This is a genomic window from Mycobacterium sp. NGS62 (genome assembly GCF_059812285.1).
In genome coordinates this window covers 605064-630832 of record NZ_JCALCK010000002.1, presented here as the reverse complement: position 1 = coordinate 630832, position 25769 = coordinate 605064, and the positions used below count along the sequence as shown (strand labels likewise).

Annotated in this window: 25 protein-coding genes; 6 read left to right on the top strand and 19 right to left on the bottom strand. The window is 68.0% G+C overall.

Annotated elements, in window-relative coordinates:
• Positions 1 to 24: 24 nt before the first annotated feature.
• Complete coding sequence (locus tag AC5Y49_RS08005; RefSeq protein WP_499886326.1) at positions 25 to 561, top strand: DUF3558 domain-containing protein; 537 nt, start codon at positions 25 to 27, stop codon at positions 559 to 561.
• Between the two features lie 36 nt (positions 562 to 597).
• A complete protein-coding gene (locus AC5Y49_RS08000; RefSeq protein WP_499885698.1) occupies positions 598 to 1623 on the top strand; it encodes an alpha/beta fold hydrolase in 1026 nt (341 codons plus the stop codon).
• Here the strand turns inward: AC5Y49_RS08000 and AC5Y49_RS07995 are convergent.
• Both AC5Y49_RS07995 and AC5Y49_RS07990 read right to left on the bottom strand, forming a co-directional pair.
• Positions 1582 to 2142: a DUF1802 family protein gene (locus tag AC5Y49_RS07995; RefSeq protein ID WP_499885697.1), complete on the bottom strand. Its 561-nt coding sequence runs from the start codon at positions 2140 to 2142 to the stop codon at positions 1582 to 1584. The two genes, AC5Y49_RS08000 and AC5Y49_RS07995, sit on opposite strands and share 42 nt — an antisense overlap.
• A complete protein-coding gene (locus tag AC5Y49_RS07990; protein ID WP_499885694.1) occupies positions 2139 to 2405 on the bottom strand; it encodes a DUF2277 domain-containing protein in 267 nt (88 codons plus the stop codon). Before AC5Y49_RS07990 ends, AC5Y49_RS07995 begins: the two co-directional genes overlap by 4 nt.
• A 42-nt stretch (positions 2406 to 2447) precedes the next feature.
• On the opposite strand from AC5Y49_RS07990, the gene AC5Y49_RS07985 reads away from it, so the two are divergent.
• On the top strand, positions 2448 to 3200 hold the full coding sequence (locus tag AC5Y49_RS07985; protein ID WP_499885691.1) for an enoyl-CoA hydratase: 753 nt from the start codon (positions 2448 to 2450) through the stop codon (positions 3198 to 3200).
• Between the two features lie 45 nt (positions 3201 to 3245).
• On the opposite strand, the gene AC5Y49_RS07980 is transcribed toward AC5Y49_RS07985, so the two are convergent.
• From AC5Y49_RS07980 to rimP, 8 genes are all read right to left on the bottom strand, one after another.
• Positions 3246 to 3806, bottom strand: a complete 561-nt coding sequence (locus AC5Y49_RS07980; RefSeq protein ID WP_499885688.1) for a sugar O-acetyltransferase — start codon at positions 3804 to 3806, stop codon at positions 3246 to 3248.
• Positions 3807 to 3861: 55 nt separating this feature from the next.
• Positions 3862 to 5175: an MATE family efflux transporter gene (locus AC5Y49_RS07975; RefSeq protein WP_499885684.1), complete on the bottom strand. Its 1314-nt coding sequence runs from the start codon at positions 5173 to 5175 to the stop codon at positions 3862 to 3864.
• A 98-nt stretch (positions 5176 to 5273) separates the two neighbouring features.
• On the bottom strand, positions 5274 to 6275 hold the full coding sequence (locus AC5Y49_RS07970; protein WP_499885681.1) for a DHH family phosphoesterase: 1002 nt from the start codon (positions 6273 to 6275) through the stop codon (positions 5274 to 5276).
• Positions 6250 to 6729, bottom strand: a complete 480-nt coding sequence (gene rbfA / locus AC5Y49_RS07965) for a 30S ribosome-binding factor RbfA (RefSeq protein ID WP_499885678.1) — start codon at positions 6727 to 6729, stop codon at positions 6250 to 6252. Before rbfA ends, AC5Y49_RS07970 begins: the two co-directional genes overlap by 26 nt.
• The gene (gene infB / locus AC5Y49_RS07960; protein ID WP_499885675.1) at positions 6729 to 9413 is read right to left on the bottom strand and encodes a translation initiation factor IF-2; all 2685 of its coding nucleotides are present in this window, start codon (positions 9411 to 9413) and stop codon (positions 6729 to 6731) included. Before infB ends, rbfA begins: the two co-directional genes overlap by 1 nt.
• A 65-nt stretch (positions 9414 to 9478) precedes the next feature.
• Positions 9479 to 9841 carry a YlxR family protein gene (locus AC5Y49_RS07955; protein WP_499885671.1) on the bottom strand — a complete coding sequence of 121 codons (363 nt, stop codon included), beginning with the start codon at positions 9839 to 9841 and terminating at the stop codon, positions 9479 to 9481.
• Between the two features lie 57 nt (positions 9842 to 9898).
• Positions 9899 to 10942, bottom strand: a complete 1044-nt coding sequence (gene nusA / locus AC5Y49_RS07950; protein ID WP_499885669.1) for a transcription termination factor NusA — start codon at positions 10940 to 10942, stop codon at positions 9899 to 9901.
• Entirely contained in the window at positions 10939 to 11475 is a 537-nt protein-coding gene (gene rimP / locus AC5Y49_RS07945) for a ribosome maturation factor RimP (protein ID WP_499885666.1), read from the bottom strand. Before rimP ends, nusA begins: the two co-directional genes overlap by 4 nt.
• Positions 11476 to 11656: 181 nt before the next feature.
• On the opposite strand from rimP, the gene AC5Y49_RS07940 reads away from it, so the two are divergent.
• Together AC5Y49_RS07940 and AC5Y49_RS07935 are read left to right on the top strand one after the other, a co-directional pair.
• Positions 11657 to 12175: a hypothetical protein gene (locus AC5Y49_RS07940; RefSeq protein WP_499885663.1), complete on the top strand. Its 519-nt coding sequence runs from the start codon at positions 11657 to 11659 to the stop codon at positions 12173 to 12175.
• Complete coding sequence (locus AC5Y49_RS07935; RefSeq protein ID WP_499885661.1) at positions 12172 to 12621, top strand: ferritin-like domain-containing protein; 450 nt, start codon at positions 12172 to 12174, stop codon at positions 12619 to 12621. Before AC5Y49_RS07940 ends, AC5Y49_RS07935 begins: the two co-directional genes overlap by 4 nt.
• Before the next feature lie 6 nt (positions 12622 to 12627).
• On the opposite strand, the gene AC5Y49_RS07930 is transcribed toward AC5Y49_RS07935, so the two are convergent.
• The 9 genes from AC5Y49_RS07930 to mqo form a co-directional block, all read right to left on the bottom strand.
• Positions 12628 to 14382, bottom strand: coding sequence for a proline--tRNA ligase (locus AC5Y49_RS07930; protein WP_499885659.1), 1755 nt, complete (start codon positions 14380 to 14382; stop codon positions 12628 to 12630).
• 97 nt (positions 14383 to 14479) lie between these two features.
• Entirely contained in the window at positions 14480 to 15973 is a 1494-nt protein-coding gene (locus tag AC5Y49_RS07925; protein ID WP_499885655.1) for an MFS transporter, read from the bottom strand.
• A gap of 50 nt (positions 15974 to 16023) precedes the next feature.
• Positions 16024 to 17595, bottom strand: a complete 1572-nt coding sequence (locus AC5Y49_RS07920) for an MFS transporter (RefSeq protein WP_499885653.1) — start codon at positions 17593 to 17595, stop codon at positions 16024 to 16026.
• A gap of 33 nt (positions 17596 to 17628) precedes the next feature.
• A complete protein-coding gene (gene cobA / locus AC5Y49_RS07915) occupies positions 17629 to 18825 on the bottom strand; it encodes a uroporphyrinogen-III C-methyltransferase (RefSeq protein WP_499885651.1) in 1197 nt (398 codons plus the stop codon).
• The gene (locus AC5Y49_RS07910) at positions 18822 to 20207 is read right to left on the bottom strand and encodes a cobyrinic acid a,c-diamide synthase CobB (RefSeq protein ID WP_499885649.1); all 1386 of its coding nucleotides are present in this window, start codon (positions 20205 to 20207) and stop codon (positions 18822 to 18824) included. The genes cobA and AC5Y49_RS07910 overlap by 4 nt, the downstream gene beginning before the upstream one ends.
• Before the next feature lie 82 nt (positions 20208 to 20289).
• Complete coding sequence (cobO, locus tag AC5Y49_RS07905; protein WP_499885647.1) at positions 20290 to 20904, bottom strand: cob(I)yrinic acid a,c-diamide adenosyltransferase; 615 nt, start codon at positions 20902 to 20904, stop codon at positions 20290 to 20292.
• Positions 20905 to 20922: 18 nt separating this feature from the next.
• Complete coding sequence (locus tag AC5Y49_RS07900; protein WP_499885645.1) at positions 20923 to 22755, bottom strand: VWA domain-containing protein; 1833 nt, start codon at positions 22753 to 22755, stop codon at positions 20923 to 20925.
• Positions 22752 to 23207: a GNAT family N-acetyltransferase gene (locus AC5Y49_RS07895; protein ID WP_499885642.1), complete on the bottom strand. Its 456-nt coding sequence runs from the start codon at positions 23205 to 23207 to the stop codon at positions 22752 to 22754. The genes AC5Y49_RS07900 and AC5Y49_RS07895 overlap by 4 nt, the downstream gene beginning before the upstream one ends.
• A complete protein-coding gene (gene mqo, locus AC5Y49_RS07890) occupies positions 23204 to 24667 on the bottom strand; it encodes a malate dehydrogenase (quinone) (protein WP_499885641.1) in 1464 nt (487 codons plus the stop codon). The genes AC5Y49_RS07895 and mqo overlap by 4 nt, the downstream gene beginning before the upstream one ends.
• Positions 24668 to 24761: 94 nt before the next feature.
• Here mqo and AC5Y49_RS07885 point away from each other — a divergent pair, with 94 nt between their 5' ends.
• Positions 24762 to 25766, top strand: a complete 1005-nt coding sequence (locus tag AC5Y49_RS07885) for an alpha/beta hydrolase (protein WP_499885639.1) — start codon at positions 24762 to 24764, stop codon at positions 25764 to 25766.
• The last annotated feature ends 3 nt before the right edge of the window (positions 25767 to 25769 follow it).

Below are 25769 nucleotides of genomic sequence, written 5' to 3'. Positions count from 1 at the left end.
ATCGCCGCGCTGGGTGCGTTGGTGATGGCCGTCGTCGTGGTTTGGCAAAGTGCACCCCCGCCGGGCGCCGCTAACGAAACGGTGCAGCTGCGCTCCACCGGAATGCCGATGTCGCCGGCCAGCACGATGAAAAGCCCGATCATCGCGACCACCGATCCGAGTCCCTTCGACCCGTGCAACGACGTTCCGTTCGATGTCGTCCAGCGGCTCGGCCTGTCGTTCACCCCGCCGGAGCCCCAAGAGGGGCTGCGCTGTCAATACGACGCCGGCAACTACCAGCTGGCCGTCGAACCGATCATCTGGCGCAACTATGACCAGACGCTGCCGGCCGACGCGCTCGAGACCACCGTCAACGGCCACCGCGTCGCGCAGTACTGGATCTTGAAGCCGACCTATCACAACAGCTATTGGTTCGCCTCCTGCATGGTGGCGTTCAAGACCAGTTACGGGTTGATCCAGCAGGCGTTGTTCTATTCCACGGTCTACTCCGATCCCGACGTAGACTGCCCGTCCACCAACCTGCAACGGGCCAACGAGCTTTCTCCCTACTACGTCTTCTAAAGCCGCCGACGCGGGTGTGCCTCTCCGGATCAGCCGATGAGTATTTTCGATGACTGGCAAAGCGGCGGCACCGAAATCCGTTGGCGGTCGTCGACGGCCGCCAACGGCGGAGCCGACGTCACGGTCTTCGCCCGCCGCTGCGGCACGCCGGGGGCCCCGGCGCTGGTGTGTGTTCACGGGTTTCCGACATCCAGCATCGACTACTACGCGTTGACGCGGGAACTGGGCGCCGAGTTCGAGATCTTCCTGCTGGACTTCCCCGGCTACGGATTCTCCGACAAGCCGCCCGCCCCGCACGTGTATTCGCTCTACGACGATGCCCGCCTGCTGATCCATGCGATCGCCGACGTGTGGAAACTGACGCGCTACGCGATGCTCACCCATGACCGGGGCACCAGCGTCGGCATGATCGCGCTGGAGATGATCACCGCCGCACCGCAGCCGGTCCCACCTGCCGAGGTCATCTTGACCAACGCCAACATCTATCTGCCGCTGGCCAATCTCACCGCATTTCAAAAGGCGCTGCTCGACCCCGCGACCGCACGCGCCACAGCGCAGGCCACAACGGCGGAGATGCTGGCCGCCGGCATGGGTGCGACGACTTTCATGCCGCGACGAGGCCTTGAGGATCCCGAAATCAGCGCATTGGCGCAATGTTTCGCGTACCACGACGGCATCGCCGTACTCCCCGACACGATTCAATACCTGCATGAGCGCGCCGCCGACGAAACCAATTGGCTGACAGCGCTTTCCCGAACTGAAGTCAACACCAGTCTGGTCTGGGGCTGCCACGACAACGTGGCCCCGCTGCGGGTGGCGAACTTCGTCTGGCAGAGATTTCTCAAAGACAAGCCCGGACGTAACCGCTACTGGATCGTGCCGACCGCAGACCACTACCTGCAGTGCGACGCGGCACCGCAGCTGGCCGACATCATTCGGAGCACGGTAGGCAGTGCGGAAATGCCACTGCAGACCTTGGGTAACCGGCCCGACGGCGCAGTGCTGGTCGACCAGACGTCGTCATCCGACGGCGGCGCGGACACGGGCGACGACCTGGCGTAGTGCGGTCTCGTCGTACACCGGTTCAGCCAATGTCGGGGTCACCGGGACGTGCACCCAACTGGTGCAGCCCGCGTACTCCGGGGTGCGCGCCAGTTGGAGCGGCTTCGCCAACGGGATGGCCTGCACGACCAGTACCGTCAGGCGATGCTTGGGCCGGAAGTCCAGCCGATCCGCCCGCACTGACTCGGCGGTCCAGATATGCAGATCCTCGATCGCATCGAGTTGGTCGGGCCGGTTGACCGCCAGCGCGGCAACAACTTTCGCCGCTGCCCGAACGACTACCCGGTCGTCGGCACTGTCCGCGGTCGCGGGCGCGAGCAGATCTCGGTGTTCAGGGCGGACCCGCTGTGCGTGACTGTGCGCGACCGTCGGAAACAAGACGAACTCGGGAGCGGCGACGTCGAAGCGCTTTTCGTGAATCCCACCCTTGCGCAACAACACCTGCTGCCGCCCGTCCAGCAGCGCGTGCACGACCGCGCTCCACTCCTTGAGCGCGGGCATCGTCGCGGTTTGGGTCATCGCGCCGCCAGCCGGGCAACCACTTCGGGTCGGCGCAGCGGCGGGACGCTTTTGGGAGGCTGGCGCCGCGCAGGCAGCGCGTCGAGCAGTTGGGCCGTCGCGGTGGCGACCTGCGCGACCGCCGCCTCGAACGCCTCGGCGTTGGCGGACGACGGCCGCGCGATGCCGCTGACCTTGCGGACGTATTGGCGCGCGGCGGCTTCGATCTCGACGGCCGTGGCCGGCGGTTCGAGGCCGCGCAGTTCGGTGATGTTCCGGCACATACCCCTCACGATAGGTGCGCCGGCACTGGCTACGGTGATCCGATGACCGACATCTTGCTGATCGACACCGACGAGCGGGTCCGCGTCCTGACGTTGAACCGTCCCGAATCCCGCAATGCGCTGTCGACGGCGCTGCGGGACCGATTCTTCGCCGCCCTGGCCCAGGCCGAGGCCGACGACGCCGTCGACGTCGTGATCGTCACCGGGGCCGACCCGGTGTTCTGCGCGGGACTGGACCTCAAAGAGCTGGGCGGGCAGTCGGCGCTGCCGGATATTTCGCCGCGCTGGCCGGCGATGAGCAAGCCGGTGATCGGCGCGATCAATGGCGCGGCCGTGACCGGCGGGCTGGAGTTGGCGCTGTATTGCGACATTCTGATCGCGTCAGAACATGCCCGGTTCGCCGATACTCACGCCCGGGTGGGTCTGTTGCCCACCTGGGGGTTGAGTGTGCGGCTACCGCAGAAGGTGGGTGTTGGCTTGGCCCGGCGGATGAGCCTGACCGGTGATTACCTGTCCGCATCCGACGCGCTGCGCGCCGGGCTGGTCACCGAGGTGGTTGCCCACGACGAGCTGCTCACCGCTGCCCGGCAGGTAGCGACCTCGATCGCGGGCAACAACCAGAACGCGGTGCGGGCTTTGCTGGCGTCCTACCACCGCATCGACGATTCGCAGACTGCCGCCGGGTTGTGGCTGGAAGCGAGCGCGGCCAAACAGTGGATGAGCACCGCGACCGGCGACGACATTGCCGGCAACCGGGAGGCGGTGCTGCGACGGGGCCGTGCGCAGATGCGCTGAGTGAGGCCCGACCCGCACTGGCCGGCGGGTGATGGGGCCACTGAGTTAGGAAATTTGTCGGATCACTTTGCACGGATTGCCGGCGGCGAACACGTTCGCCGGCACGTCCTTGATGACGACGCTGCCGGCTCCAATGACCGAGTTGTCGCCGATGGTCACTCCGGGGCAGACGATGACGCCGGTAGCAATCCATACGTTGTTGGCGATCACCACGGGTGACGCCGACTCCCAGCCTTGCCGTCGTACATCGTGATCCTCGACGGGATGTAGCGCCGTGACTAGCTGCGTGCGTGGACCGATCGACACGTCGTCGCCGATGGTGATCGGTGCGCAATCCAGCATGATGGCGTCGTAGTTGATGAAGCTGTTCGCCCCGATGCTTATCTGTGTCCCGTAGTCGCACTGAAACCGCGGCAGTATCGTCGCCCCTTCGCCCAGCGAAGCGAATAACTTCGTCAGCAGCTGTTGCCGTCGCTCGCCGTCGTCGGCCTGCGTCGCGTTGAACGCGTCGAGCAGACGCTGACACGCTCTGCGGCTCGCGACGAGTTCAGGGTCGTTGGCGTAGTAGAGGGCGCCGCTGAGCATTCGCTCGCGCTGACTGGTCACGCCCACCGATCCTACGGCCAGGCGGATGCCGGTTTGCCGCCCAACGGGTTTCGGCTCAACTCCCCGTCACCGCCCAGCGACCCGACAACGCGCGCCATCCCACGAAAAGCAGCCGCAGCGCCATGAACATGGTCAGCCCCGACCAAATTCCGGCCAGGCCCCAGGCGAAGACCAGCGATAGCCAGACCAGCGGCAAGAACCCGACCAGCGCGCTGAGCACCGTCGCGGTACGCATGAAGGCGGCGTCGCCGGCACCCAACAACACCCCGTCGAGCGCGAAAACGATTCCGGCGACTGGTAATTGGGCAACCAAAAACCACCACGGCACGGCGATCGCAGCCAGCACCGAATGGTCGTCGGTGAACAGTTGAGGCAGCACCGCGGCCCCGGCCGCGAACGCCACGGCCAAAGCTCCGGCAGCGACCGTCGAGAACACCGTGACCCGCAGGGCCACCGATTTGGCATGCTCGACGCGGTTGGCCCCGAGCGCCGCGCCCACCAGTGCCTGTGCCGCGATCGCCAGCGAATCAAGGACAAGCGCCAGAAACGTCCACAACTGCAGTACCACCTGGTGGGCACCCAGCGCCGCGGCGCCGAACCGCGCCGCCACCGCGGCAGCCGACACGAAACAGGCCTGAAAAGCCAGCGTGCGCACCATCAAATCGCGGCCCATCACCAGCTGCGCTCGTAGTACGGCGCGGTCGAGCCCCAGCGGCACCCGCTGGGCCAACAGCGCGCGGCCGAACAGCACCGCGGCCAGCCACTGGCCCACGAGGTTGGCCAGCGCCGAACCGGCCAGCCCCATTCGTGGCAGTCCCAGCCAGCCGTACACCAGCAACGGGCACAGCAACGCCGACAGCCCGAAACCGACGACCACGTAGCGCAGCGGCCGTACGGTGTCCTGGACCCCGCGCAGCCACCCGTTGCCGGCCAGCGAGATGAGGATCGCCGGGGCGCCCAAGATCGCGATCCGCAGCCATGGCAGTGCGGCATCGGCGATGTCGCTGCCGGATGCGATCACTGAGACCAGCGGCACCGCTGCGGCCTGCACGACCACGACGATCAGCGCGCCCAGACCCAGCGCCAGCCAGGTCGCCTGCACACCCTCGGCCACTGCCGAGGCGCGGTCGCCGGCACCGAAATAGCGGGCCGAACGTGCCGTCGTGCCATAGGACAGAAACGTCAGGTCGGAGCCGACGAGAGCGAGGATCAGTCCCCCGATGGCCAGTCCGGCCAGGCTCAGCGCACCCAGCCGACCGACGATCGCGGTGTCGAACAACAGGTAGAGCGGCTCGGCCGCAAGCACACCGAGCGCCGGTAGTGCCAAGCCGGCAATCTGCCGTGAACCGGCGGCGGGCCTGTCGGGCATGGTCACCATCTTGCGCGAGCGTGCGCAGAACCGGGTTTCATCCCGGCGTGTCGACCGGCGACACGCACGCTCGCGCGGTTAAGCGCGGTTAAGCGCGGTTAGGCAAGGGCGGCGACCAGCGCGGCCACCACTTCGTCGATCGTGCCGGTAGTCGAGTAGCCCGCGGCCAGCTTGTGTCCGCCACCGCCGAACGTCGACGCGACGACGGCCAGATCCACCGCCTTTTTGGCTCGCATCGACACCGACCACTGCTGCGGCTCAACCTCTTTGAAGACCGCCGCCACCTCGGCCTGCGACGTGGTGCGCACGATGTCGACGATGCTTTCGACTTCCTCTGCGCGTGCGCCGATCCACTCCTGGTGTCCGACCGACGCATACACCAGCCCACTGCCCCCGACGGCGTCGGGCAACAGCTGGGCCGAACCCAGCACCCGGGACAGCATCGTCAGCCAGCTGAACGGATGCGTGTCCAGCAGCGCTCGGCTGATCGCGGCGTTGTCCACGCCGAGCTCTATCAGCCGGGCCGCCAACCGGTGTGCCCGGGCGCCGGCCCAGCGAAACGACCCGGTGTCGGTCGTCAGCCCCGCATAAAGGCAGTGCGCAACCTCGATGTCGATCGGCTTGGACCACGCGTCGAGCAGTTCGGCGACCAGCATCGTGGTGGAATCCGCCGATGGGTCAACGAAATTGGCGGTGCCGAACAGTTGATTGGACGCATGGTGGTCGATCACCAGCAGCTCCCGGTCCGCGCGGGCCATATCGCGCAGCCCGCCGAGCCGGTTGATGCTCGGAATATCCACGGTCACGACGAGGTCGACGTCGCGGCGCATCTCCTCGGGACCGACCAGCAGCCGACCGCCGGGCAGTGACTGCAGCGACTGCGGCAGCGCTGCCGGCGCGGCGAAACCGACCTGGACCGATTTGCCGGATTGGTCCAGCACTATCCCCAGCGCCAACCCGGCACCGATGGTGTCGGCGTCGGGATAGACGTGGCAGACCACGCCGATCGTGGCGGCAGCGGACAGCAACTCCGCGGCTGCGGCGGCGTCGACGCGCCGGCCGGCCACGGCCGCCTCAGTCGTCGTGTTGGTCGTCGTCACCGGCGTCTCCAGCGTCCGAGTCCCCGCTCCTTGCCCGATACGGATCGGCCTCCCCTGCCGGCTTTGCACCCGAGCGAACCCGCGCCAGGTCCGCGTCGGCGGCGCGGGCGCGGGCGAGCAACTCCTCCATCCGGTGCGCCGCGTCGGGCACGGTGTCGCGGCTGAACGTCAGCGTAGGAGTGAACCGCACGCCGGTACCGGCGCCCACCTTGGTTCGCAACACACCCTTGGCGCTTTCCAGCGCTGCGGCGGCACCGCCGTAGTCCGGCTCGTCCTCCAGGGTGCGCCCCATCACCGTGTAGAACAAGGTCGCGTCATGCAGATCGGCGGTCACCTTGGCGTCGGTAATGGTCACCCCAGCCAGCCGCGGATCTTTGATCTCGTATTCGATCGCCGAGGCGACGATCGTCGAGATCCGCTTGGCCAATCGTCGCGCTCGGGCCGGATCGGCCATCAGGTGCGGGCCTTCTCAACCAACTCGTAGGTCTCGATGACGTCGCCTTCCTTGATGTCGTTGTAGCTCAGCGTCAGACCACATTCGTAGCCGTCGCGCACCTCGGTCACGTCGTCCTTCTCGCGGCGCAGCGACTGCACGGTCGCGTTCTCGGCGACCACGATGTTGTCCCGCAGCAGCCGGGCCTTGGCGTTGCGGCGCACCACGCCGGAGGTGACCAGACAGCCGGCGATCAGGCCGACCTTCGAGCTGCGGAACAGCGCCCGGATCTCCGCGCGGCCCAGTTCCACCTCTTCGTAGACCGGCTTGAGCATGCCCTTCAGCGCGCTCTCGATCTCGTCGATGGCCTGGTAGATCACCGAGTAGTAGCGGATGTCCACGCCTTCGCGGTTGGCCAGCTCGGTGGCCTTGCCCTCGGCGCGCACATTGAACCCGATGATGACCGCGTCGGAGGCCGATGCCAGGTTGACGTTGGTTTCGGTGATACCACCGACACCGCGGTCGATGACCCGCAGCGCCACCTCGTCGTCGATCTGGATGCCCAGCAGGGCCTCTTCCAGCGCTTCGACGGTACCGGCGTTGTCGCCCTTGAGGATCAGGTTGAGCTGGCTGGTTTCCTTGAGCGCCGAGTCCAGATCCTCCAGGCTGATCCGCTTGCGCGAACGCGCGGCCATGGCGTTGCGCTTGCGCGCGTTGCGCCGGTCGGCGATCTGGCGGGCGATCCGGTCCTCGTCGACGACCAGCAGGTTGTCGCCGGCGCCGGGCACCGAGGTGAAGCCGATGACCTGCACCGGCCGCGACGGCAGTGCCTCCTCGACGTCGTCGCCGTGTTCGTCGACCATGCGGCGAACCCGCCCGTAGGCGTCGCCGGCGACGATCGAGTCGCCGACCCGCAGCGTGCCGCGCTGCACCAGCACGGTGGCCACCGGGCCGCGGCCCCGGTCCAGGTGTGCCTCGATCGCCACGCCCTGGGCTTCCATGTCGGGGTTGGCCCGCAGGTCCAGCGCCGCGTCGGCGGTCAACAGCACCGCCTCCTCCAGCGCCTCGATGTTGGTGCCCTGCTTGGCCGAGATGTCGACGAACATCGTGTCGCCACCGAAATCCTCTGACACCAAACCGTATTCGGTGAGCTGTCCGCGGATCTTGGCCGGGTCGGCACCCTCCTTGTCGATCTTGTTGACCGCCACCACGATCGGCACGTCGGCGGCCTGGGCGTGGTTGATGGCCTCCACGGTCTGCGGCATCACGCCGTCGTCAGCGGCCACCACCAGAATCGCGATGTCGGTGGCCTTGGCACCGCGGGCACGCATGGCGGTGAACGCCTCGTGACCCGGGGTGTCGATGAAGGTGATCGGCCGTTCGGTGCCGTCGAGGTCCACCGAGACCTGGTAGGCGCCGATGTGCTGGGTGATGCCGCCGGCCTCGGCCTCGCGGACGTTGGCCTGACGGATGGTGTCCAGCAGGCGGGTCTTCCCGTGGTCGACGTGACCCATCACGGTGACCACCGGCGGGCGCACCTGCAGGTCTTCCTCGGTCCCCTCGTCCTCCCCGTAGGAGAGGTCGAACGACTCCAGCAGCTCGCGGTCCTCGTCCTCGGGGGAAACGACCTGCACGACGTAGTTCATCTCGCTGCCCAGCAACTCGAGTGTCTCGTCGCCGACCGACTGGGTGGCGGTGACCATCTCGCCGAGGTTGAACAGCGCCTGGACCAGCGCGGCCGGGTTGGCGTCGATCTTCTCGGCGAAGTCGCTCAGCGACGCGCCGCGGGCCAGCCGGATGGTTTCGCCGTTGCCGTGCGGCAACCGCACCCCACCGACCACCGGTGCCTGCATGTTTTCGTATTCGGCGCGTTTGGCCCGCTTGGACTTCCGGCCGCGCCGGGGCGCGCCCCCGGGCCGGCCGAACGCGCCGGCCGCGCCACCGCGCTGGCCGGGGCGACCGCCGCCGCCACCGGGACGGCCACGGTAGCCGCCGCCGGGCGGGGCACCGACGCCACCGCCGCCGCCTCGATAGTTGCCGCCACCGCCGCCGGGGCGGCCGCCCGCGGGAGCGCCGGGCCGACCGCCCGGACCGGGACGCGGCGCGCCGGGACGCGGTGGGCGGCCTTGAGCTCCACCCGGGCGGGGCGGCATGCTGCCGGGCGATGCGCCCGGGCGCGGTGCGCCGGGCCGCGGTCCGCCGGGACGAGGCGCCGGCGGACGAGGAATGGGCCGGTCGACGGGCTGGGCCGACGAGAACGGGTTGTTGCCGACGCGCGGGGTACGCGCGGCCGGCTTCGGGGCCGGGCTCGGTCGCGGGCCGGGCGTGGGGCCGGGCCGCGTCGGCGGCGGGGCAGCTTGCGGTTGGCCGGCGGGCGGGGCCTGGGCGGCTGGCTGGGCCGGTGGCGCGGGCGGCTCGGCGGCCGCCGGTGCGGACGGTTTGCGGCCGTCGACTTTCTCAGCGGCGGTGTCGGGCTTCGCGGGGGCCTTTGCTGCCGCGCCGTTGCCTGCCGCTTTCTCTGCGGTCTTGTCGGGAGCGGGTTTGCCGCCGCCGAACGACTCCCGCAGCCGGCGCGCGACCGGCGCTTCCACCGTCGACGATGCCGATTTGACGAATTCGCCCTGTTCGTTCAGCCGGGCGAGAACTTCCTTGCTGGTAACACCGAGTTCCTTGGCTAACTCGTGTACGCGGGCCTTGCCTGCCACTACATCTCCTGTCCATGAGGCGACAGCGGTGGTAGGCCGCGCCTCGGGTTAGCTATGACGCATGGTCATCGGGACTTCACGGTGTGCTCATGTTCTTTGCTACCTGTTCTGTTGCCGGGTGGGCCGAGCGTGTTGACGTGCTCGACCACCGCGGAGGTGTCCGGTGAACCGGCGATGCGCAGCGCTCGACTGAAAGCTCGCCGCCGGATCGCTTGGTTCGCGCACTGCGGTACGGGATGCAGCCACGCACCCCGCCCCGGCAGGTTACCTGCTGCATCAACGATCACGGCGTATTTACCGTTCCCGCTCGACACAGCCACCACTCGAAGCAGTTCGACAGCCAACTCTCGCTTTCGGCAACCGACACACGTCCGCACCGGTCCGTCGATGCGTCGATGCGCCGAGGCCGAAGTCTCGCGCTGGATCACGGCTTAGTTTACCTTCACCGGACCGCTAAGAATTGCGCGGGCTGGCTGCGTTGCCGACTAGCGGCCGTGCGCCATCCCGTGGCCGGCGGCATGGTCGGGCTGGTCCGCCGACGACCCCGGCGAATCGCCGCGAATGTCGATACGCCAGCCGGTGAGCCGGGCGGCCAACCGCGCGTTCTGCCCCTCCTTGCCGATGGCCAGCGACAACTGGAAATCGGGCACCACCACTCGAGCGGCGCGGGCCGTCTGGTCGATCACCGTGACCGAAACCACCTTCGCCGGCGAAAGCGCGTTGGCGACGAAACGGGACGGGTCTTCGTCGTAGTCGATGATGTCGATTTTCTCGCCGGACAACTCGCTCATGACGTTGCGGACCCGTTGACCCATCGGGCCGATGCAAGCGCCTTTGGCATTGAGGCCGGGAACCCGGGATGCGACCGCGATCTTCGAGCGATGACCGGCTTCCCGGGCGACCGCGATGATCTCCACGGAGCCGTCGGCGATCTCGGGTACTTCCAGCGAGAACAGTTTGCGCACCAGGTTGGGATGAGTGCGCGACAATGTGATCAGCGGTTCGCGAGCGCCGCGGCTCACGCCCACTACGTAGCAGCGCAAGCGGTCGCCGTGCTCGTAGGTCTCCCCCGGTACCTGTTCGGCCGCGGGGATCACCCCCTCGGACCCCTTGGTTTCACTGCCCATTCGAACCACGACCAGGCCGCGGGCGTTGGCCCGGCTGTCGCGCTGGATCACCCCACCGACGATCTCGCCTTCCCGGGTGGAGAACTCACCGTAATTGCGCTCGTTTTCTGCGTCGCGCAGCCGTTGCAGGATCACCTGCCGGGCGGTGGTAGCCGCGATCCGGCCGAAACCCTCTGGGGTGTCGTCCCATTCGGACAACACATTGCCGTCTTCGTCAACCTCGCGGGCGATCACCCGGACAACACCGGTTTTGCGGTCGATGTCGATATGCGCCTCTTGCTGATGTCCTTCGGTGTGCCGGTAGGCGGTGAGCAGTGCGGATTTGATGGTTTCGACCACCACATCCACCGAAATGCCCTTGTCCGCTTCGATCGCATGCAGCGCGGCCATGTCGATGTTCATTCGGCCTCCGTTTCCCCGCCCCGACCGAGCGCCGCCAGCTCCAACTCACGTTTACTGGGCGACGAAAACTCCACTTGAACAACCGCTTTCACGATCTCGTCGAGCGAGATCATCCGGACAGTCCAGTCGCGCCGCCGGTCTTCGCGGACAACGAGTGTCACCGCGTCTCCAGAGGTTTCACCGACCCGTCCGATCAACTGCGATCCGTCGGAGAGAGCCAGTTCGACCTTGCGGCCGCGGGCGCGACGGAAATGCTTCGCAGTCGTCAACGGCCGGTCCACCCCGGGCGAGCTGACTTCCAGCACATAGTTGCCGTGGATGCCTTCGACACCGTCCAGCAACGTCGAGGCACCGCGAGACAGGGCGGCGATAGTGTCCAGATCCAGCGCGGTGTCGCCGTCGGCGATCACCGTGATCCGCGGCGGCCGCGCCCGGGTGTCGATCACCACGTCTTCGATCTCGAAGCCTGCGCGCGCGAACTCACCATCGAGCAGCTCGATCACCTGCGTGTGCGACGGTAGCCCGGTGGCCACGGCGAGCTCCTCATCTTGAGTTGTCCGCTCGGCGACTGATGTCGCCGGCGGGGCGGCTCCGGCTGCTCTCCGGGCGCACGGCTATCGCCGGTCCCGGGGAACCAGTCATCAACGATACGCCAGGAATCCGGTCTCAGCCGGTCACCGCGAGTGCACGAAAAGGCAATGGCAGGATGTTGCTGTGCCACCGACACCGCCCGTCGTCACGCGGCGACGTGTGCTGGTCGGCGGCGCCGCTCTCGCGGTACTGGGGATCGCTGCGCCGGCCTGCAGTACGCAACCGGAACAGCCGCCTCCGGTCGACGAACTGGAAGCAGAACTGACGCTGGCCCGCCACGACAGTGAACTGGCCGCTGCCGCTGCCCCCGCTCAGCCGGCGGCGGTCGCAGCCGCGTTGCAGCAGGTCGCCTCCGAACGTTCCCAACACGCGCAGTCGTTGGCCACCGAGATCGACCGGGTTGCCGGGATAACGACGAGCACCTCCAGCCAAACGACAACGGCCCCGACGTCCAGCAGTGCTCCGCCGGGACCGCCGCCCACGCTCTCCGAGGTCGTTGGTTCGTTGCGTGCGTCGGCCGCCAGCGCGGAAAAGCTGGCGACCGTGTCGACGGGTTATCGCGCGGGGTTGCTCGGTTCGATTGCTGCGGCCTGCACCGCGGCATATACCGTCGCGCTGGTGTTCGGAGGCACCGCGCCATGACGTCCCCCGAGCCCACGTCGTACACCGATGCGCTGAGCGCTGCGCTCACCACCGAGCACGCGGTCATCTACGGCTATGGCATCGTCTCCGCCCGCTGTACGCCGGACGTCAACAAGCTGGTGGCGGCGTCGATGACGCAACACCGCGAGCGCCGCGACCAGGTCATCGCGATGTTGACCGACCACGACATCACCGCCCCGGTCGCGGCAGCCGGCTACCAGCTGCCCATGCCGGTGAACAACGAGACCGACGCGGCCCGACTCGCGGCCCGGATGGAGAAGGACACCGAGGTGGCCTGGCGGGCGGTGGTCGAGCAGGCCCAGGCCGACCCGGACCGCGGGTTCGGGGTGAGAGCCCTGACCCAGAGCGCCGTGCTGGCCGCCCGTTGGAATCGGGTTGCGGGCGTTTGGCCGATCACCACCGCGTTCCCGGGCGGCAGCGACTAAGGGCGTCTAGTCGGGTGAGGTGATGGCCGTCGTGATGTCGGCGGCCAGGGCGGCGCCCGCGGTCAGCTCACGGACCTGACCGCTGAACCGGTCGCGCAGCTCGACGACCCCGTCGGCCCAGCCGCGCCCCACCACCACGATCCACGGCACACCGAGCAGCTCGGCGTCTTTGAACTTCACCCCGGGCGATGCCTGGCGGTCGTCGAGCAGCACTTCGATTCCGAGCCGGTCCAAGTCGGCGGCCAGCGCGATCGCTCCGGCGCGCGCTTCGGCGTCTTTGTTGGCGATCACTAGATGCACGCCGAAGGGCGAGACGCTGGACGGCCAGCGCAGGCCCAGCTCGTCATGGTGTTGTTCGGCGATGACGGCCACCAGCCGCGACACCCCGACGCCGTAGGAGCCCATGGTCAGCCGGACCGGCTTGCCGTCCTCGCCGAGCACGTCGGCAGTGAAGGCGTCGGTGTATTTGCGGCCGAGCTGAAAGATGTGACCGATCTCGATGCCGCGGGCCGAGACCAACGTCCCGGCACCGTCGGGTGACGGGTCGCCGTCACGAACCTCGGCGGCCTCGATGGTGCCGTCGGCGGTGAAGTCGCGCCCGGCCACCAGCCCGACGACGTGGCGGCCCGGCTGGTCGGCGCCGGTGATCCAGCTGGTGCCGTCCACCACCCGCGGGTCGACGAGATAACGAACATCGTTGTCGTGCAGAGCTTTCGGGCCGATGTATCCCTTCACCAGAAATGGGTACTTGGCGAAATCGTCGTCGCCGAGCAGCTGGTAGTCGGCCGGGTCGAGGGCGGCGGCCAGGCGCTTGTCGTCGACCTCGCGATCACCCGGTATCCCGATGCCCAGCAACTCCCACTCGCCGCCCGGTACGCGGACTTTGACCAAGACATTCTTGAGCGTGTCGGCGGCGGTGACGCCGCGGCCCAATTCCGCGCGGTTGGCCCACTCCACCAGCGTGGCGATCGTGGGAGTGTCGCCGGTGTCGTGCACCACCGGCTCGGGCAGCCCGTCGACGGGCCGGCTTTCGGGGCGCGCGGTGACGACCGCCTCGACATTGGCGGCGTAACCCGACTCCGGGCAGCGCACGAAGGTGTCCTCACCAATCGGGCTCTCGGCCAAGAACTCCTCCGAGGCGCTGCCGCCCATTGCACCGGACACCGCCGACACGATGACGTAGCGCACCTGCAGCCGGTCAAACATGCGCTGATAGGCCTCGCGGTGCGCGTGGTAAGCGGCTTTGAGTCCGGAATCGTCGACGTCGAAGGAGTAGGAGTCCTTCATAACGAACTCCCGGCCGCGCAGGATGCCGGCCCGCGGCCGCGCCTCGTCGCGGTATTTGGTCTGGATTTGGTAGAGCACCAGCGGGAAGTCTTTGTAGGAGCTGTATTCACCCTTCACTGTCAGCGTGAACAGCTCCTCGTGCGTCGGCGCCAGCAGGTAGTCGTTGCGGCGACGGTCCTGCAGCCGAAAGATGGTGTCGCCGTATTCGGTCCAGCGGTTGGTCGTTTCGTAGGGGGCACGCGGGAGCAGCGCGGGAAACAGGATCTCCTGCCCGCCAATGGCGTTCATTTCGTCGCGAACGACCTGTTCGACCTTGCGCAGCACCCGCAGACCAAGCGGCAGCCAGCTGTACAGGCCGGGCGCGATCGGCCGGATGTAGCCGGCCCGGATCAGCAGCTTGTGGCTGGGAACCTCGGCATCGGCGGGGTCGTCGCGCAGCGTGCGCAAGAACAGCTCGGACATCCGGGTGATCACAGCGGGCAAGCCTATCGGTGGCGTGCATCGAACCGCCAAACCGCAGCCAGGGCTGTGATCCGTGGCTCATCACAACCCTGGCTTCTTTTTCGTGACGCTACAGCTGACCGGCCTCCACGGCTTCGCGATTGTGTTGCGCGCGGGCGATCTGACGCGCCGAGAAGCCGATACCCAGCGCACCGGCGCCCACCAGCACCGCGACGGCGGCCACCCACAGCAGCGAGTAGGTGTAGCCATGGTCGAGCGCGTTGATCTGGGCCGGCGTCATGTCGGCAACTCGCCCGGTGGTGCCACCGAGATAGAGGGTGCGCGATACCTGCACCGCCTGGATCACCACCAACACCAACGGACCGCCGAGGTCCTGGACCATCAGCGTGATCGCCGACACCGGCCCGATGTCGCGGGGCCGCACGTCGGCGACCGCGCACAGCGGCAGGACGACCGAGATAACGCCGATCCCGAACCCGCCAATCACGATGGGCACCAACAGGTTCGGGAAGTAGGGGATGTTGCGCGTCAATGTGGAGCCGTACAGCATCGCGCCCCACACCCCGACTCCGCCGCAGATGATCAGCCAGCGCGGCGCGAAATGCGGCGCTAACCGCGCCGCCACCACGTTCCCGGCGCCGAGCGCCACGGCGAACGGGATGAAACTCAGCCCGGCGCGCAGCGCCGAATATCCCATCACGTCCTGCACATACAGCCCGATCATCACCGTGAGGGTCAGCAGAACCCCGCCGGCCATGAAGAGGGAAAAGAAGGTCATCACCCGGTTGCGCTCGCTGAACAGCGACAGTGGCACCAACGGATGCTCGGCGGTGCGCTCGACAACCAGGAATCCGAGCGCCAGCAGCACGGTGGCGACCGCCGCCCCGATCACCCACGGATCCGTCCAGCCCCGTTGCGGCCCCTGGGTGAAGATCAGCACCGCGGACATGCAGCCCAGCGTGGCCAGCGCCGCGCCGGTGATGTCGAGTTTCAACCGCTCGTGGCGGGTCTCCGCCAGCTGCGTGACCGCGATGGCGACGATGACGATCCCGATCGGAATGTTGATCAAAAACGCCAGCCGCCAGGACACCACGGTCAGCGCGCCGCCGAGAACCAGGCCCAGCACCGAACCGGCGCCCTGCATGGCTGCCGAGATGGCCATCGCCTGGTTACGGGCCGGACCGACGGCATAGGTCGTCGCGATCAACGCCAAACCGGTCGGCGCGGCCACCGCGGCGCCCATGCCCTGGACAGCACGAGCCACCACCAGGAACGACTCCTCGGTGGCCAACCCGCATGCCAACGACGCCAGGGTGAACACACCAACCCCGGAGATGAAAGCCCGCTTGCGGCCGATGGCGTCGCCTACCCGACCACCCAGCAGCAGCAGCCCACCGAAGGTCAACACGTAAGCGGTGATCACCCAGCTCTTCCCGGCGTCGGAAAGGTCGAGTTCGGCCTGCATGCGCGGCAGCGCCACGATCACGATGGTGCCGTCCAGCGTCGACATCAGCTGCATGCCGGTGATCGCGACGATGGCGATACCGAGCACGCTGGAGGACAACTGCCGGGCCGTCGGTGCAGGCCCGCCCGGCGTAGACATGAGACGCCAGCCTAATGCAGGCGCGTCTCAGCGCCGGTGAACCGTGCCCGCTACAGCTCGCCGACGTCGAGGGCGTGCTGGACTTCCTGCGCGTGGGCAACCTGCTTGGCGGTGTAGCCGATCAGCAGCGCAACCCCGCCGACCACGACGGCCACCCCGGCCACCCACAGCAGGCCATAGGTGTAGCCCTGATCGAGCGCGTGCAGTTGCGCTGGGTTCATGTTTTTCACCGGGCCGTTGGTGCCGCCCAGATACAGGGTGCGCGACGTGATCACGGCCTGGATCACGGCCAGCACCACCGGACCACCGAGGTTCTGCAGCATCAGCACGATCGCCGAGGTGGGTCCGATCTTGTCGAACCCGACGCCCGCGATCGCCGAGAGCGCCAGCGGGACAATGATCATGCCGATACCGATGCCGCCGACCACGATCGGGATCACCAAGTTCGGGAAGTAGGGGATGCCGGCGTTGAGCGTCGAGCCGTACAACATCGCGCCCACCAACAGGGCACCGCCACTGATCACCACGACCCGCGGCGGAAACCACGACACCAGCTGCGACGACGCGCCCATGCCGATGCCCATGGCGATCGCGAACGGGATGAAGCCGACCCCGGCGCGCAGCGCGCTGTAGCCCATGATGTCCTGCACGTACAGCGCGATCAGCACGGTCAGGGTGAACAGCACACCACCGCCCATGAAGATGGCCGCAAACGTGGCCAGCCGGTTTCGGTCCAGGAAAAGGTCGAACGGCACGATGGGGTTCTCGGCCGTGCGCTCGATGATGGCGAATGCGATGAAAGCACCCAGGGCCACCAGTCCCGAACCGATCGTCGTGACGGAGATCCAGCCCTGCTCCGGGCCCATCGAGAACGCGAACACCGCGGCGGTACAGATCAACGTGGCAAGAAAGGCCCCGGTGGCGTCGAGCTTCATCCGCTCCTTGACGGTTTCCCGCAGCGTGGTGCGGGCCAGGTAGATCATCACCAGCCCGATCGGCAGGTTCACCAAAAACGCCAGCCGCCACGACACCTCGGTCAGCGCCCCGCCGACCACCAGGCCCATCACCGAGCCGACGCCGGTCATCGCGCCGAACACCGCCGTTGCGGCGTTGCGCGCGGGTCCCTTCGGGAAGGTGGTCGCGACCAGCGCCAAACCGGTCGGGGAGGCGATCGCAGCGCCCACCCCCTGCAGCAGCCGGGCGGTGACCAAGGTTGATTCGTCCCAGGCGATGCCGCACAGCGCCGAGGCGATCGTGAACAGCGCGACGCCCACGATGAAAGTGCGTTTGCGGCCGATGGTGTCGCCGAGCCGGCCGCCGAGCAGCATCAGCCCGCCGAAGGTCAGCACGTAGGCGGTGATCACCCAACTACGGCCGGCGTCGGACAGGCTGAGCTCGTTTTGGATCCGGGGCAGCGCCACGATCGCGATGGTGCCGTCCATGGTCGCCATCAGCTGCATGCCGGCGATCGCGATCACCGCGGCAATGAATCGGCGCGACGGCAGCCACGCCGGGGAATACCTGCTCGTACGGTCCACGGGAGCCTCTTTAACGGGCGTCGGAACGGGGTCGTCAGTAGTCCAGCTACCGACTGCCCGCTCTGCGTCGTTGAGAGCAGTCATAAGGAGCTACCCTACAGTAATCTTAAGAACCGCTTAAGTGCCGAAAGCCGCGACGGCGCCGATCACGATGATCGCCGGCGGCCGGATACCCTCCGCGCGGATCGCTTCGGGAGCGTCAGCGAGGGTAGCCCGCAACGTGCGCTCGGCGGCCGTCGTCCCGTGCTGAACCACCAAGACCGCCGTATCCGCTGGTCGACCGCCTTTCAACAACGCTTCGGTGAATAGTTCGATACGTTCCACGGCCATCAGCAAAACGATGGTGCCCGACATTGCCGCCAATGCGTCCCAATTCACTAACGATTCGGGATGCCCGGGCGCTATATGGCCGCTGACCACCACAAATTCGTGGTTGATGGCGCGGTGGGTGACCGGAACGCCGGCCAACGCGGGCACCGCTATGGCACTCGTCACACCCGGCACGACGGTGACCGGAATTCCGGCTTCGGTGCACGCGAGCACTTCCTCGTAGCCCCGCGCGAACACGAACGGGTCGCCGCCTTTGAGGCGCACCACGAACTGCCCGGCCTTGGCGCGCTCGATCATCACTGCGTTGATGGCGTCTTGCGCCATGGCGCGGCCGTACGGGATCTTGGCGGCGTCGATCACCTCGACCTGCGGCGGCAGCTCGGCAAGTAATTCCGGTGGGGCCAGGCGATCGGCGACCACCACGTCGGCTTGGGCCAGGAGGCGGCGCCCGCGGACGGTGATCAGTTCCGGGTCGCCGGGGCCGCCGCCGACCAGCGCCACCCCGCCGTGCACGACGTCGTCGCTCTCGGCGGTGACGATCCCACGCTGCAGCGCCTCCCGGATGGCCGAGCGGATCGCTGCCGAGCGACGGTGCTCGCCGCCGGCCAGCACGCCCACCGCCAGCCCGGCGTAGTCGAACGTCGCCGGGGTGACCGCGCTGCCCTCAACGGCGATATCGGCGCGGACGCAGAAGATTTGTCGACGATCTGCTTCGTCGACCACTGCGGTGTTGACGGCGGGGTCGTCGGTGGCCGCAATCGCATACCAGGCTCCGTCAAGGTCGCCGTCGCGATACTCGCGCAGCGACAAGGTGATTCGCTGCATCGCCTCGACAGCGCGGGTGGCGCTGCGGGTGATGACATGCACGTCCGCGCCGCTGGCGACCAGCAGCGGAAGCCGGCGTTGAGCGACCGTGCCGCCGCCGACCACGACGACCTTCTTGCCGGACAGCCGCATGCCGACCAGGTAGGCGTTCTCGGTCACTGGGCGAGTTTAATGCTGCTGGCGTGGGCCACGAAGCGTGCCACGGCCGTTGGAGCCGCAGCAGGATGGGTGTGCAGGTAGGCCGCATGCACGCCGCGGTGGACGGCGCCGTCGCGCACAGTGCCCGCGGCGTGCCCCTGATACCTCCATGCCGGTTGATAAGTGTCGGCGAATGTGACTGCGCTGCGGTGGAATTCGTGCCCGGTCACCCGCTGGCCAGTGCCGTAGAGTGGCGAATCGGCAACGGCGACGGCGTCACGATATCCCAAGGTCAGCTGCTCGGTGAACCGCGCCGACCCGGCCAGGACCCCGCACATCGGGTAGCCGTCGAGTTCGGAAACCAGGTACACCAACCCGGCGCATTCGGCATGCACTGGCGCTCCGCCAGCGGCCAGCGCGCTGATCTGCCGGCGGGCGGGATCGTTGGCCGACAATTCGGCGGTGAACTGTTCGGGGAAGCCACCGGGCAACAGCACCGCGTCGGTGTTCTCGGGCAACGAATCGACCAGCGGATCGAATTCGACGACGTCGGCACCGGCCGTCCGGACCAGTTCGGCGTGTTCGGCGTAGCCGAAGCTGAATGCCTTGCCGCTGGCCAACGCGACCGTAACCGGTTCGGTGACCGCTTCACCCACGGCGGCCGCCGGATCCCACGGCGGATCGGTGACCGCAGTTGCGGCCGCTGCGACGACAGCACCGATATCGACGTAGCGGGCGATCAAGGCTGTCATCGCCTCAACGGCGGCCTGGGCGCGCCGACCGTATTCGGCTGCAGTGACCAGGCCCAGATACCGTGTCGGCACTTCGATTTCGTCACGGCGCGGAATCGCGCCCAGCACCGGGATGCCGGCATGTTCGCAGGCCTGCCGCAGCACCTGCTCATGCCTGGGCGAGCCGACCCGGTTCAGCACGACACCGGCGATGCGGATACCGGTGTCGAACGTCGAAAAGCCGTGCAGCAGAGCTGCAATACTGTGACTTTGCCCGCGGGCGTCGACCACCAGGACGACCGGGGCGCCCAGGAGGCCGGCGACCTGCGCCGTCGATCCTCGTGCCGGGGCGGCTGCGGCCTCGTCGATGCGTCCGTCGAAAAGCCCCATCACGCCTTCGATTACCGCGATGTCGGCGCCGGCGGTGCCATGTCCGTAAAGCGGGCCGACGAGCTGCTCGCCCACCAGAACCGGGTCGAGGTTGCGGCCCGGGCGCCCGGCTGCCACGGCGTGGTAGCCGGGATCGATGAAGTCCGGGCCCACTTTGAACGGTGCGACGAGATGGCCCGCCTGCCGCAGTGCACCGATCAGACCCGTTGCGACGGTGGTCTTTCCGCTTCCCGATGCCGGAGCTGCGATGACGACGGCAGGCGTGCTCACGCTGGTCGCCATCGGCGCGAGCGTGCGCAAAAACGGGTTTGAGTGCGGCGTGTCGACCGGCGACACGCACGCTCGCGCAAAAGGGGGGGCGCCTCTACCACTCGATGCCCTTCTGGCCTTTGCGCCCGGCGTCCATCGGATGCTTGATCTTGGTCATCTCGGTGACGAGGTCGGCCGCGTCGACCAGCCGCGGCGGGGCGTCGCGGCCGGTGATCACCACATGTTGGTGGCCCGGACGCGACAGCAGGGCGTCCACCACCTCGTCGACGTCGACCCAGCCCCACTTCAGCGGATAGGTGAACTCGTCGAGCACGTAAAAGTCGTGTCGCTGCTCCGCCAGCCGGCGGGTGATCTCGGCCCAGCCGTCGGCGGCCGCCGCGGCGTGATCGTCGTCGCTGCCGGCCTTCCGCGACCACGACCAGCCGGCACCCATTTTGTGCCATTCGACGGCTCCGCCGACACCGTGCTCGTCGTGCAACCGGCCCAGCTCGCGAAACGCCGCCTCCTCGCCGACCTTCCACTTGGCGCTCTTGACGAATTGGAACACCGCGACGTTCAACCCGGAATTCCAGGCCCGCAGCGCCATTCCGAATGCGGCGGTCGACTTTCCCTTACCCGGCCCGGTGTGCACGGCCAACACCGGAGAGTTGCGCCGGGCCCGAGTGGTCAAGCCGTCGTCGGGAACCTGAAGCGGGCGGCCCTGTGGCATGACTAATTCACCCCGAACTCAGGCTGCGCCGCGCACGGCCTGGGTCAGATAATCGGCCCGCAGCTGCTCCAACCGCAGGGTGGGCGCGCCCAACTGGGCCGCCAGCTGTTCGGCCAGCCCCAGCCGCACGAACGACGTCTCGCAATCCACCACCACCGCGGCGGCGCCTTCGGCGACCAGCAGGGCGGCCGCAGTGCGGCTGCGGCCCAACGGATCTGCGCCCGATGTCGCTCGCCCGTCGGTGAGCACCACCACCAGCGGGCGGCGCGCGCGGTCGCGAACCTTCTCGCGCAGCACCAGCTCGCGGGCGGCCAGCAGCCCTTCAGCCAGCGGCGTCTTGCCGCCGGTGTCAAAGCGGGACAGCCGGCGAGCGGCGATGTGCGCCGACGTCGTCGGCGGCAACAACAGCTGCGCACCCTGGTGGCGGAAAGTGATGACGGCGACCTTGTCGCGCCGTTGATACGCGTCGCGCAGCAGCGACAAGGTCGCACCGCTGACCGCCGCCAACCGGTCGCGGGCGGCCATCGAACCCGAGGCGTCGACGACGAAGATCACCAGGTTGCCTTCGCGGCCCTCCCGGACCGCGCGGCGCACATCCCCGGGCTGGAGCCGCAGCCGGTTCCCGCCGGCCGCATGCTCGGCAGCGGCCAACACGGTGGCGAACAGGTGCAGGCCATGGCCAGCGGCGACGTCGTCGGTGGCGGCCACCACCGCGCCGGAGGTGTTGCGGGCCCGCGATCGGCGGCCCGGTGCCCCCGCACCGACGCCCGGCACGGTCAGGGCGCGGGTCCGGAAGGTCGACGACGGCGGCGCGCTCGGTCGCGGCTGCGACGGCGCGTGTTGCGAATTCGCTTGCGGCTCCGCTTCTTCTGCGCTTTGGCCACCGCCCGGTGGGTCAGGGTCCGGGTCTGGGTCCCGCTCCGGATTGCCCGCTTGCTCCAGCGCCTCGTCGAGCTGGTCACGGTCGATGCCCGGATCATCGAACGGGTCGCGGCGGCGCCGGTGCGGCAACGCCAACTCGGCGGCCACCCGGATATCCTGCTCGTCGACGTCGCCGCTGCCCCGCCAGGCGGCATGAGCGACGGCGGTACGGGCCACCACCAGATCAGCACGCATCCCATCGACGTCGAACGCCGCGCACAGCGCCGCGATGCGGCGCAACTCGTTCTCCGGCAATACGACGTCGTCGAGCCGTCGGCGGGCAGTGGCGATCCGGCGGGCCAACTCGGCATCCGCGGCGGCATACCGGTCGGCGAATCCGTCCGGGTCGGCCTCGTAAGCCATCCGCTGCTGGATGACCTGCACCCGCACGTCGACCTCACGCGAAGCATGCACGTCGACCGTCAGCCCGAAGCGGTCCAGCAGCTGTGGGCGCAACTCGCCCTCTTCCGGGTTCATCGTGCCGATCAGCACGAACCGGGCCTCGTGGGAGTGTGAGATCCCGTCACGTTCGATGTGCACCCGGCCCATCGCGGCGGCGTCGAGCAGCAGATCGACCAGGTGGTCGTGCAGCAGGTTGACCTCGTCGACGTAGAGCACACCACCATGGGCGCGGGCCAGCAGCCCGGGCGAAAACGCGTGCTCACCGTCGCGCAGCACCCGCTGCAGATCCAGTGAGCCGATCACCCGGTCCTCGGTGGCGCCGATCGGCAGTTCCACCAACCGGGCGTCGGTGCCCTCCGACGCGGCGGCCGACAGCAGCGCGGCGAGGCCCCGCACGGCGGTGGACTTCGCGGTGCCCTTCTCGCCGCGGATCAGCACCCCGCCGATCTCGGGGCGCACCGCGCACAGGATCAACGCCAGCCGCAGCTGCTCATGGCCGACGATCGCACTGAACGGGTAGGGCTTCACGGCCCGCCCGGCCTCAGCATCGGCACATGCGGAATACCGTCTTCGACGAAGTCCTCGCCGTCACGGACGAAGCCGTGCTGGGCGTACATCTCGGCGAGGTAGGCCTGGGCGTCGATACGGCAGGGGTAGTCGCCCACCTCCGCCAATGCGGCTTGCAGCAGTCGGGTGGTGTGACCCTGCCCGCGCGCAGCGCGTTTGGTGCACAACCGGCCGATCCGGAACGCCTTGTGCCCGCCGGCGTGTTCTTCCATCAGCCGCAGCGTACAGATCACCGCGCCATCGGGCTCTTCCAGCCAGAAATGTCGGGTTTCCGAACGCAGGTCTCGCCCGTCCAGTTCGGGATACGGGCAGGCCTGCTCGACGACGAAGACCTCCACCCGCAGCTTGAGCAGCTCGTAGAGGGTCGGCGCGTCAAGGTCTTTGGCCCACGCTCGGCGCAATCCGGCGGTCATAGCTCCAACACCTTTGTGCCCCATGCCCACACCTCGTCGAACAGCGCCGGCTCCCGCGACAACGCGGTGCCCAGCGAGGGCACCATCTCGTTGAGGGTCGGCAGCCATGATTGATAGCGGTCGGGAAAGCAGCGCTGGAGCACATCGAGCATCGCCGATACGGCTGTCGAGGCGCCCGGCGAGGCGCCCAGCAGCCCGGCGATGCTGCCGTCGGCGGCAGTCAGCACCGTGGTGTCGAACTCGAGTTTTCCGCGCCGGATCACCTGCACCCGCTGGCCGGCCGCCACCGTCTGCCAGTCGGAATCGACTGCGCCGGGCGCGAACTGACGCAGCGCATCGACCCGCGCTGGGTGGGTGAGCTGCACTTGGCCGAGGAGGTAGTTGACCAGCTTTCGGTGGCCGAACCCGGCGCCGAGCATCGACAACACGTTGTTCGGCTTGACCGACCGCGCCAGGTCGGAGACACGGCCGTGCTTGAGGAACTTCGTCGACCAATCCGCGAACGGCCCGAACAACAGCCACGGTTTGCCGTTGACGATCCGCACGTCCAGATGCGGCGCCGTCACACCGGGCGCCCCGGACGCGGGCATGCCGTACACCTTGGCGCGGTGCCCCCCGACCAGGGCAGGATTGGCGCTGCGCAAAAATCGCCCGCCGATGGGAAAGCCCCCGAAACCCTTCGCCTCCTTGATTCCGGAGCGCTGCAACAGCCGCAGCGCTTCGCCGCCGGCCCCGACGAACACGAATTTCGCGTGGAGGTCGCGGCTTTGGCCGGTGCGGCGGTTGCGGATTCTCAGCGACCAACCGCCCTGGCGTCGACGGGACAGATTGCGCACCTCATGCCCGAACAACGCGGTGGTGCCATCCTGTAGGCCGTAACCGATGAGCTGTCGTGCCAGTACACCGAAGTCGATGTCGGCGCCGTCGGCGGCCCAGCTCAGCCCCACCGGCCGGCGGAAGTCACGTCCGGCTGCCATCAGCGGCAACCGGCGGGCGAACTCGTGGGAATCTTCGATCAACTCGGTGCGCGCGAACAGCGGGTTGGCCGACAGCGCTTGCCGGCGCCGTCGCAGGTAGTCGACTTCGTCGACGCCCTGCACAAAGCTGACGTGCGGGACCGAGTTGAGGAAGCCGCGCACGTCGGTGAGGATGCCGTTTTCCACGGAATAGGCCAGGAACTGGCGGGTGACCTGGAACTGCTCGTTGACGCGCACCGCTTTGCTGATGTCGATCGAGCCGTCGCGATCCGGGGTGTAGAAGAGCTCGCAGAGCCCGGAGTGGCCGGTGCCGGCGTTGTTCCACGAGTCGCTGCTTTCGGCGGCGGCGGCGTCCAGCCGTTCGACCACAGTGATCGACCAGCCGGGTTCCAGCCGTCGCAGCAACGCCCCCAGGGTGGCGCTCATGATGCCCGCCCCCACCAGCACGACGTCGGCCTTCGCGGTTGTAGCGGAGTCGGACACCGGAGGTTTGTCCTTCGTCGTGGATCGGCTGTAGCGGTCCTCAGGCTATCCCGGCAGCAGTCAATGCAATCCCGCACGCTTTAAGCTGGCGAACGTGACTGGCTGGCAGCGCGATGTCCTGCCCGGTTACTGGCAGCGCACGATCGCGCTGGGCCGCGATCCGGACGGCGAGGGAGACGTCGTCGCGACCCTGATCCGTCGCGGCGAAGCCGCCGCCGTGCCACACGCTGTCCTGGCCATGCACGGCTATACCGACTACTTCTTCAATACCGCGCTGGCCGACCACTTCGCCGACCGCGGCTTCGCGTTCTATGCAGTCGACCTACGCAAATGCGGACGTTCGTGGCGGCCGGGTCAAACCCCGCACTTCACCACCGACCTGAGCTGTTACGACGCCGAACTCGACGACGTCCTGGCCGTTATCCGCCAGGACACCGATGCCGCTCGTGTGCTGGTGTGCGGACATTCCGCCGGCGGGCTCATCGGATCGCTGTGGCTGGATCGGCTGCGGCGCCGGGACGCCACCGCCCGGGCCGGTATTGGTGGCCTGGTGCTCAACAGTCCGCTGCTCGACCTGCCCGGTGCGGCGGTGCTGCGCTGGGCGGTGACCTCTGCTCTGATCGCAGCCATCGCACGGGTCAGCAAAACACGGGTGGCCCGGGCACCCGGTGCGGGCGGCTACGGCGCCAGCCTGCACACCAGCTATCACGGCGAATTCGATTACGACCTGCAGTGGAAGCCGCTCGGTGGGTTCCCGATCACCTTCGGCTGGCTACACGCGATCCGGCGTGGACAGGCCCGGCTGCACCGCGGGCTCGATGTCGGGGTACCCAATTTGATCCTGCGCTCAGACCATAGTGTGTCCGAAACCGCCGACTCGGTTGCCCTGCAATGCGGCGATGCGGTGCTCGATGTCAGCCACATCGCCCGGTGGGCCGGCTGCATCGGCAACCGCAGCACGATCGTCCCGATCACCGACGCCAAACACGATGTGTTCCTGTCCATGCCGCAGCCTCGCCAGGAGGCCTATCGTCAGCTGGACACCTGGCTCGACCACTACCTCGGCGCCGCCGAATCGATACCGTCACAGAACGGATGACGA

What these genes read in the sequence shown, in the direction of transcription:
- AC5Y49_RS08005 (WP_499886326.1), top strand. Translation starts at nt 25, where the DNA reads ATGGCCGTCGTCGTGGTTTGGCAAAGTGCACCCCCGCCGGGCGCCGCT.
- AC5Y49_RS08000 (WP_499885698.1), top strand. Translation starts at nt 598, where the DNA reads ATGAGTATTTTCGATGACTGGCAAAGCGGCGGCACCGAAATCCGTTGG.
- AC5Y49_RS07995 (WP_499885697.1), bottom strand. Translation starts at nt 2,142, where the DNA reads ATGACCCAAACCGCGACGATGCCCGCGCTCAAGGAGTGGAGCGCGGTC.
- AC5Y49_RS07990 (WP_499885694.1), bottom strand. Translation starts at nt 2,405, where the DNA reads ATGTGCCGGAACATCACCGAACTGCGCGGCCTCGAACCGCCGGCCACG.
- AC5Y49_RS07985 (WP_499885691.1), top strand. Translation starts at nt 2,448, where the DNA reads ATGACCGACATCTTGCTGATCGACACCGACGAGCGGGTCCGCGTCCTG.
- AC5Y49_RS07975 (WP_499885684.1), bottom strand. Translation starts at nt 5,175, where the DNA reads ATGCCCGACAGGCCCGCCGCCGGTTCACGGCAGATTGCCGGCTTGGCA.
- rbfA (WP_499885678.1), bottom strand. Translation starts at nt 6,729, where the DNA reads ATGGCCGATCCGGCCCGAGCGCGACGATTGGCCAAGCGGATCTCGACG.
- nusA (WP_499885669.1), bottom strand. Translation starts at nt 10,942, where the DNA reads ATGAACATCGACATGGCCGCGCTGCATGCGATCGAAGCGGACAAGGGC.
- AC5Y49_RS07935 (WP_499885661.1), top strand. Translation starts at nt 12,172, where the DNA reads ATGACGTCCCCCGAGCCCACGTCGTACACCGATGCGCTGAGCGCTGCG.
- AC5Y49_RS07925 (WP_499885655.1), bottom strand. Translation starts at nt 15,973, where the DNA reads ATGTCTACGCCGGGCGGGCCTGCACCGACGGCCCGGCAGTTGTCCTCC.
- AC5Y49_RS07920 (WP_499885653.1), bottom strand. Translation starts at nt 17,595, where the DNA reads ATGACTGCTCTCAACGACGCAGAGCGGGCAGTCGGTAGCTGGACTACT.
- AC5Y49_RS07910 (WP_499885649.1), bottom strand. Translation starts at nt 20,207, where the DNA reads ATGGCGACCAGCGTGAGCACGCCTGCCGTCGTCATCGCAGCTCCGGCA.
- cobO (WP_499885647.1), bottom strand. Translation starts at nt 20,904, where the DNA reads ATGCCACAGGGCCGCCCGCTTCAGGTTCCCGACGACGGCTTGACCACT.
- AC5Y49_RS07895 (WP_499885642.1), bottom strand. Translation starts at nt 23,207, where the DNA reads ATGACCGCCGGATTGCGCCGAGCGTGGGCCAAAGACCTTGACGCGCCG.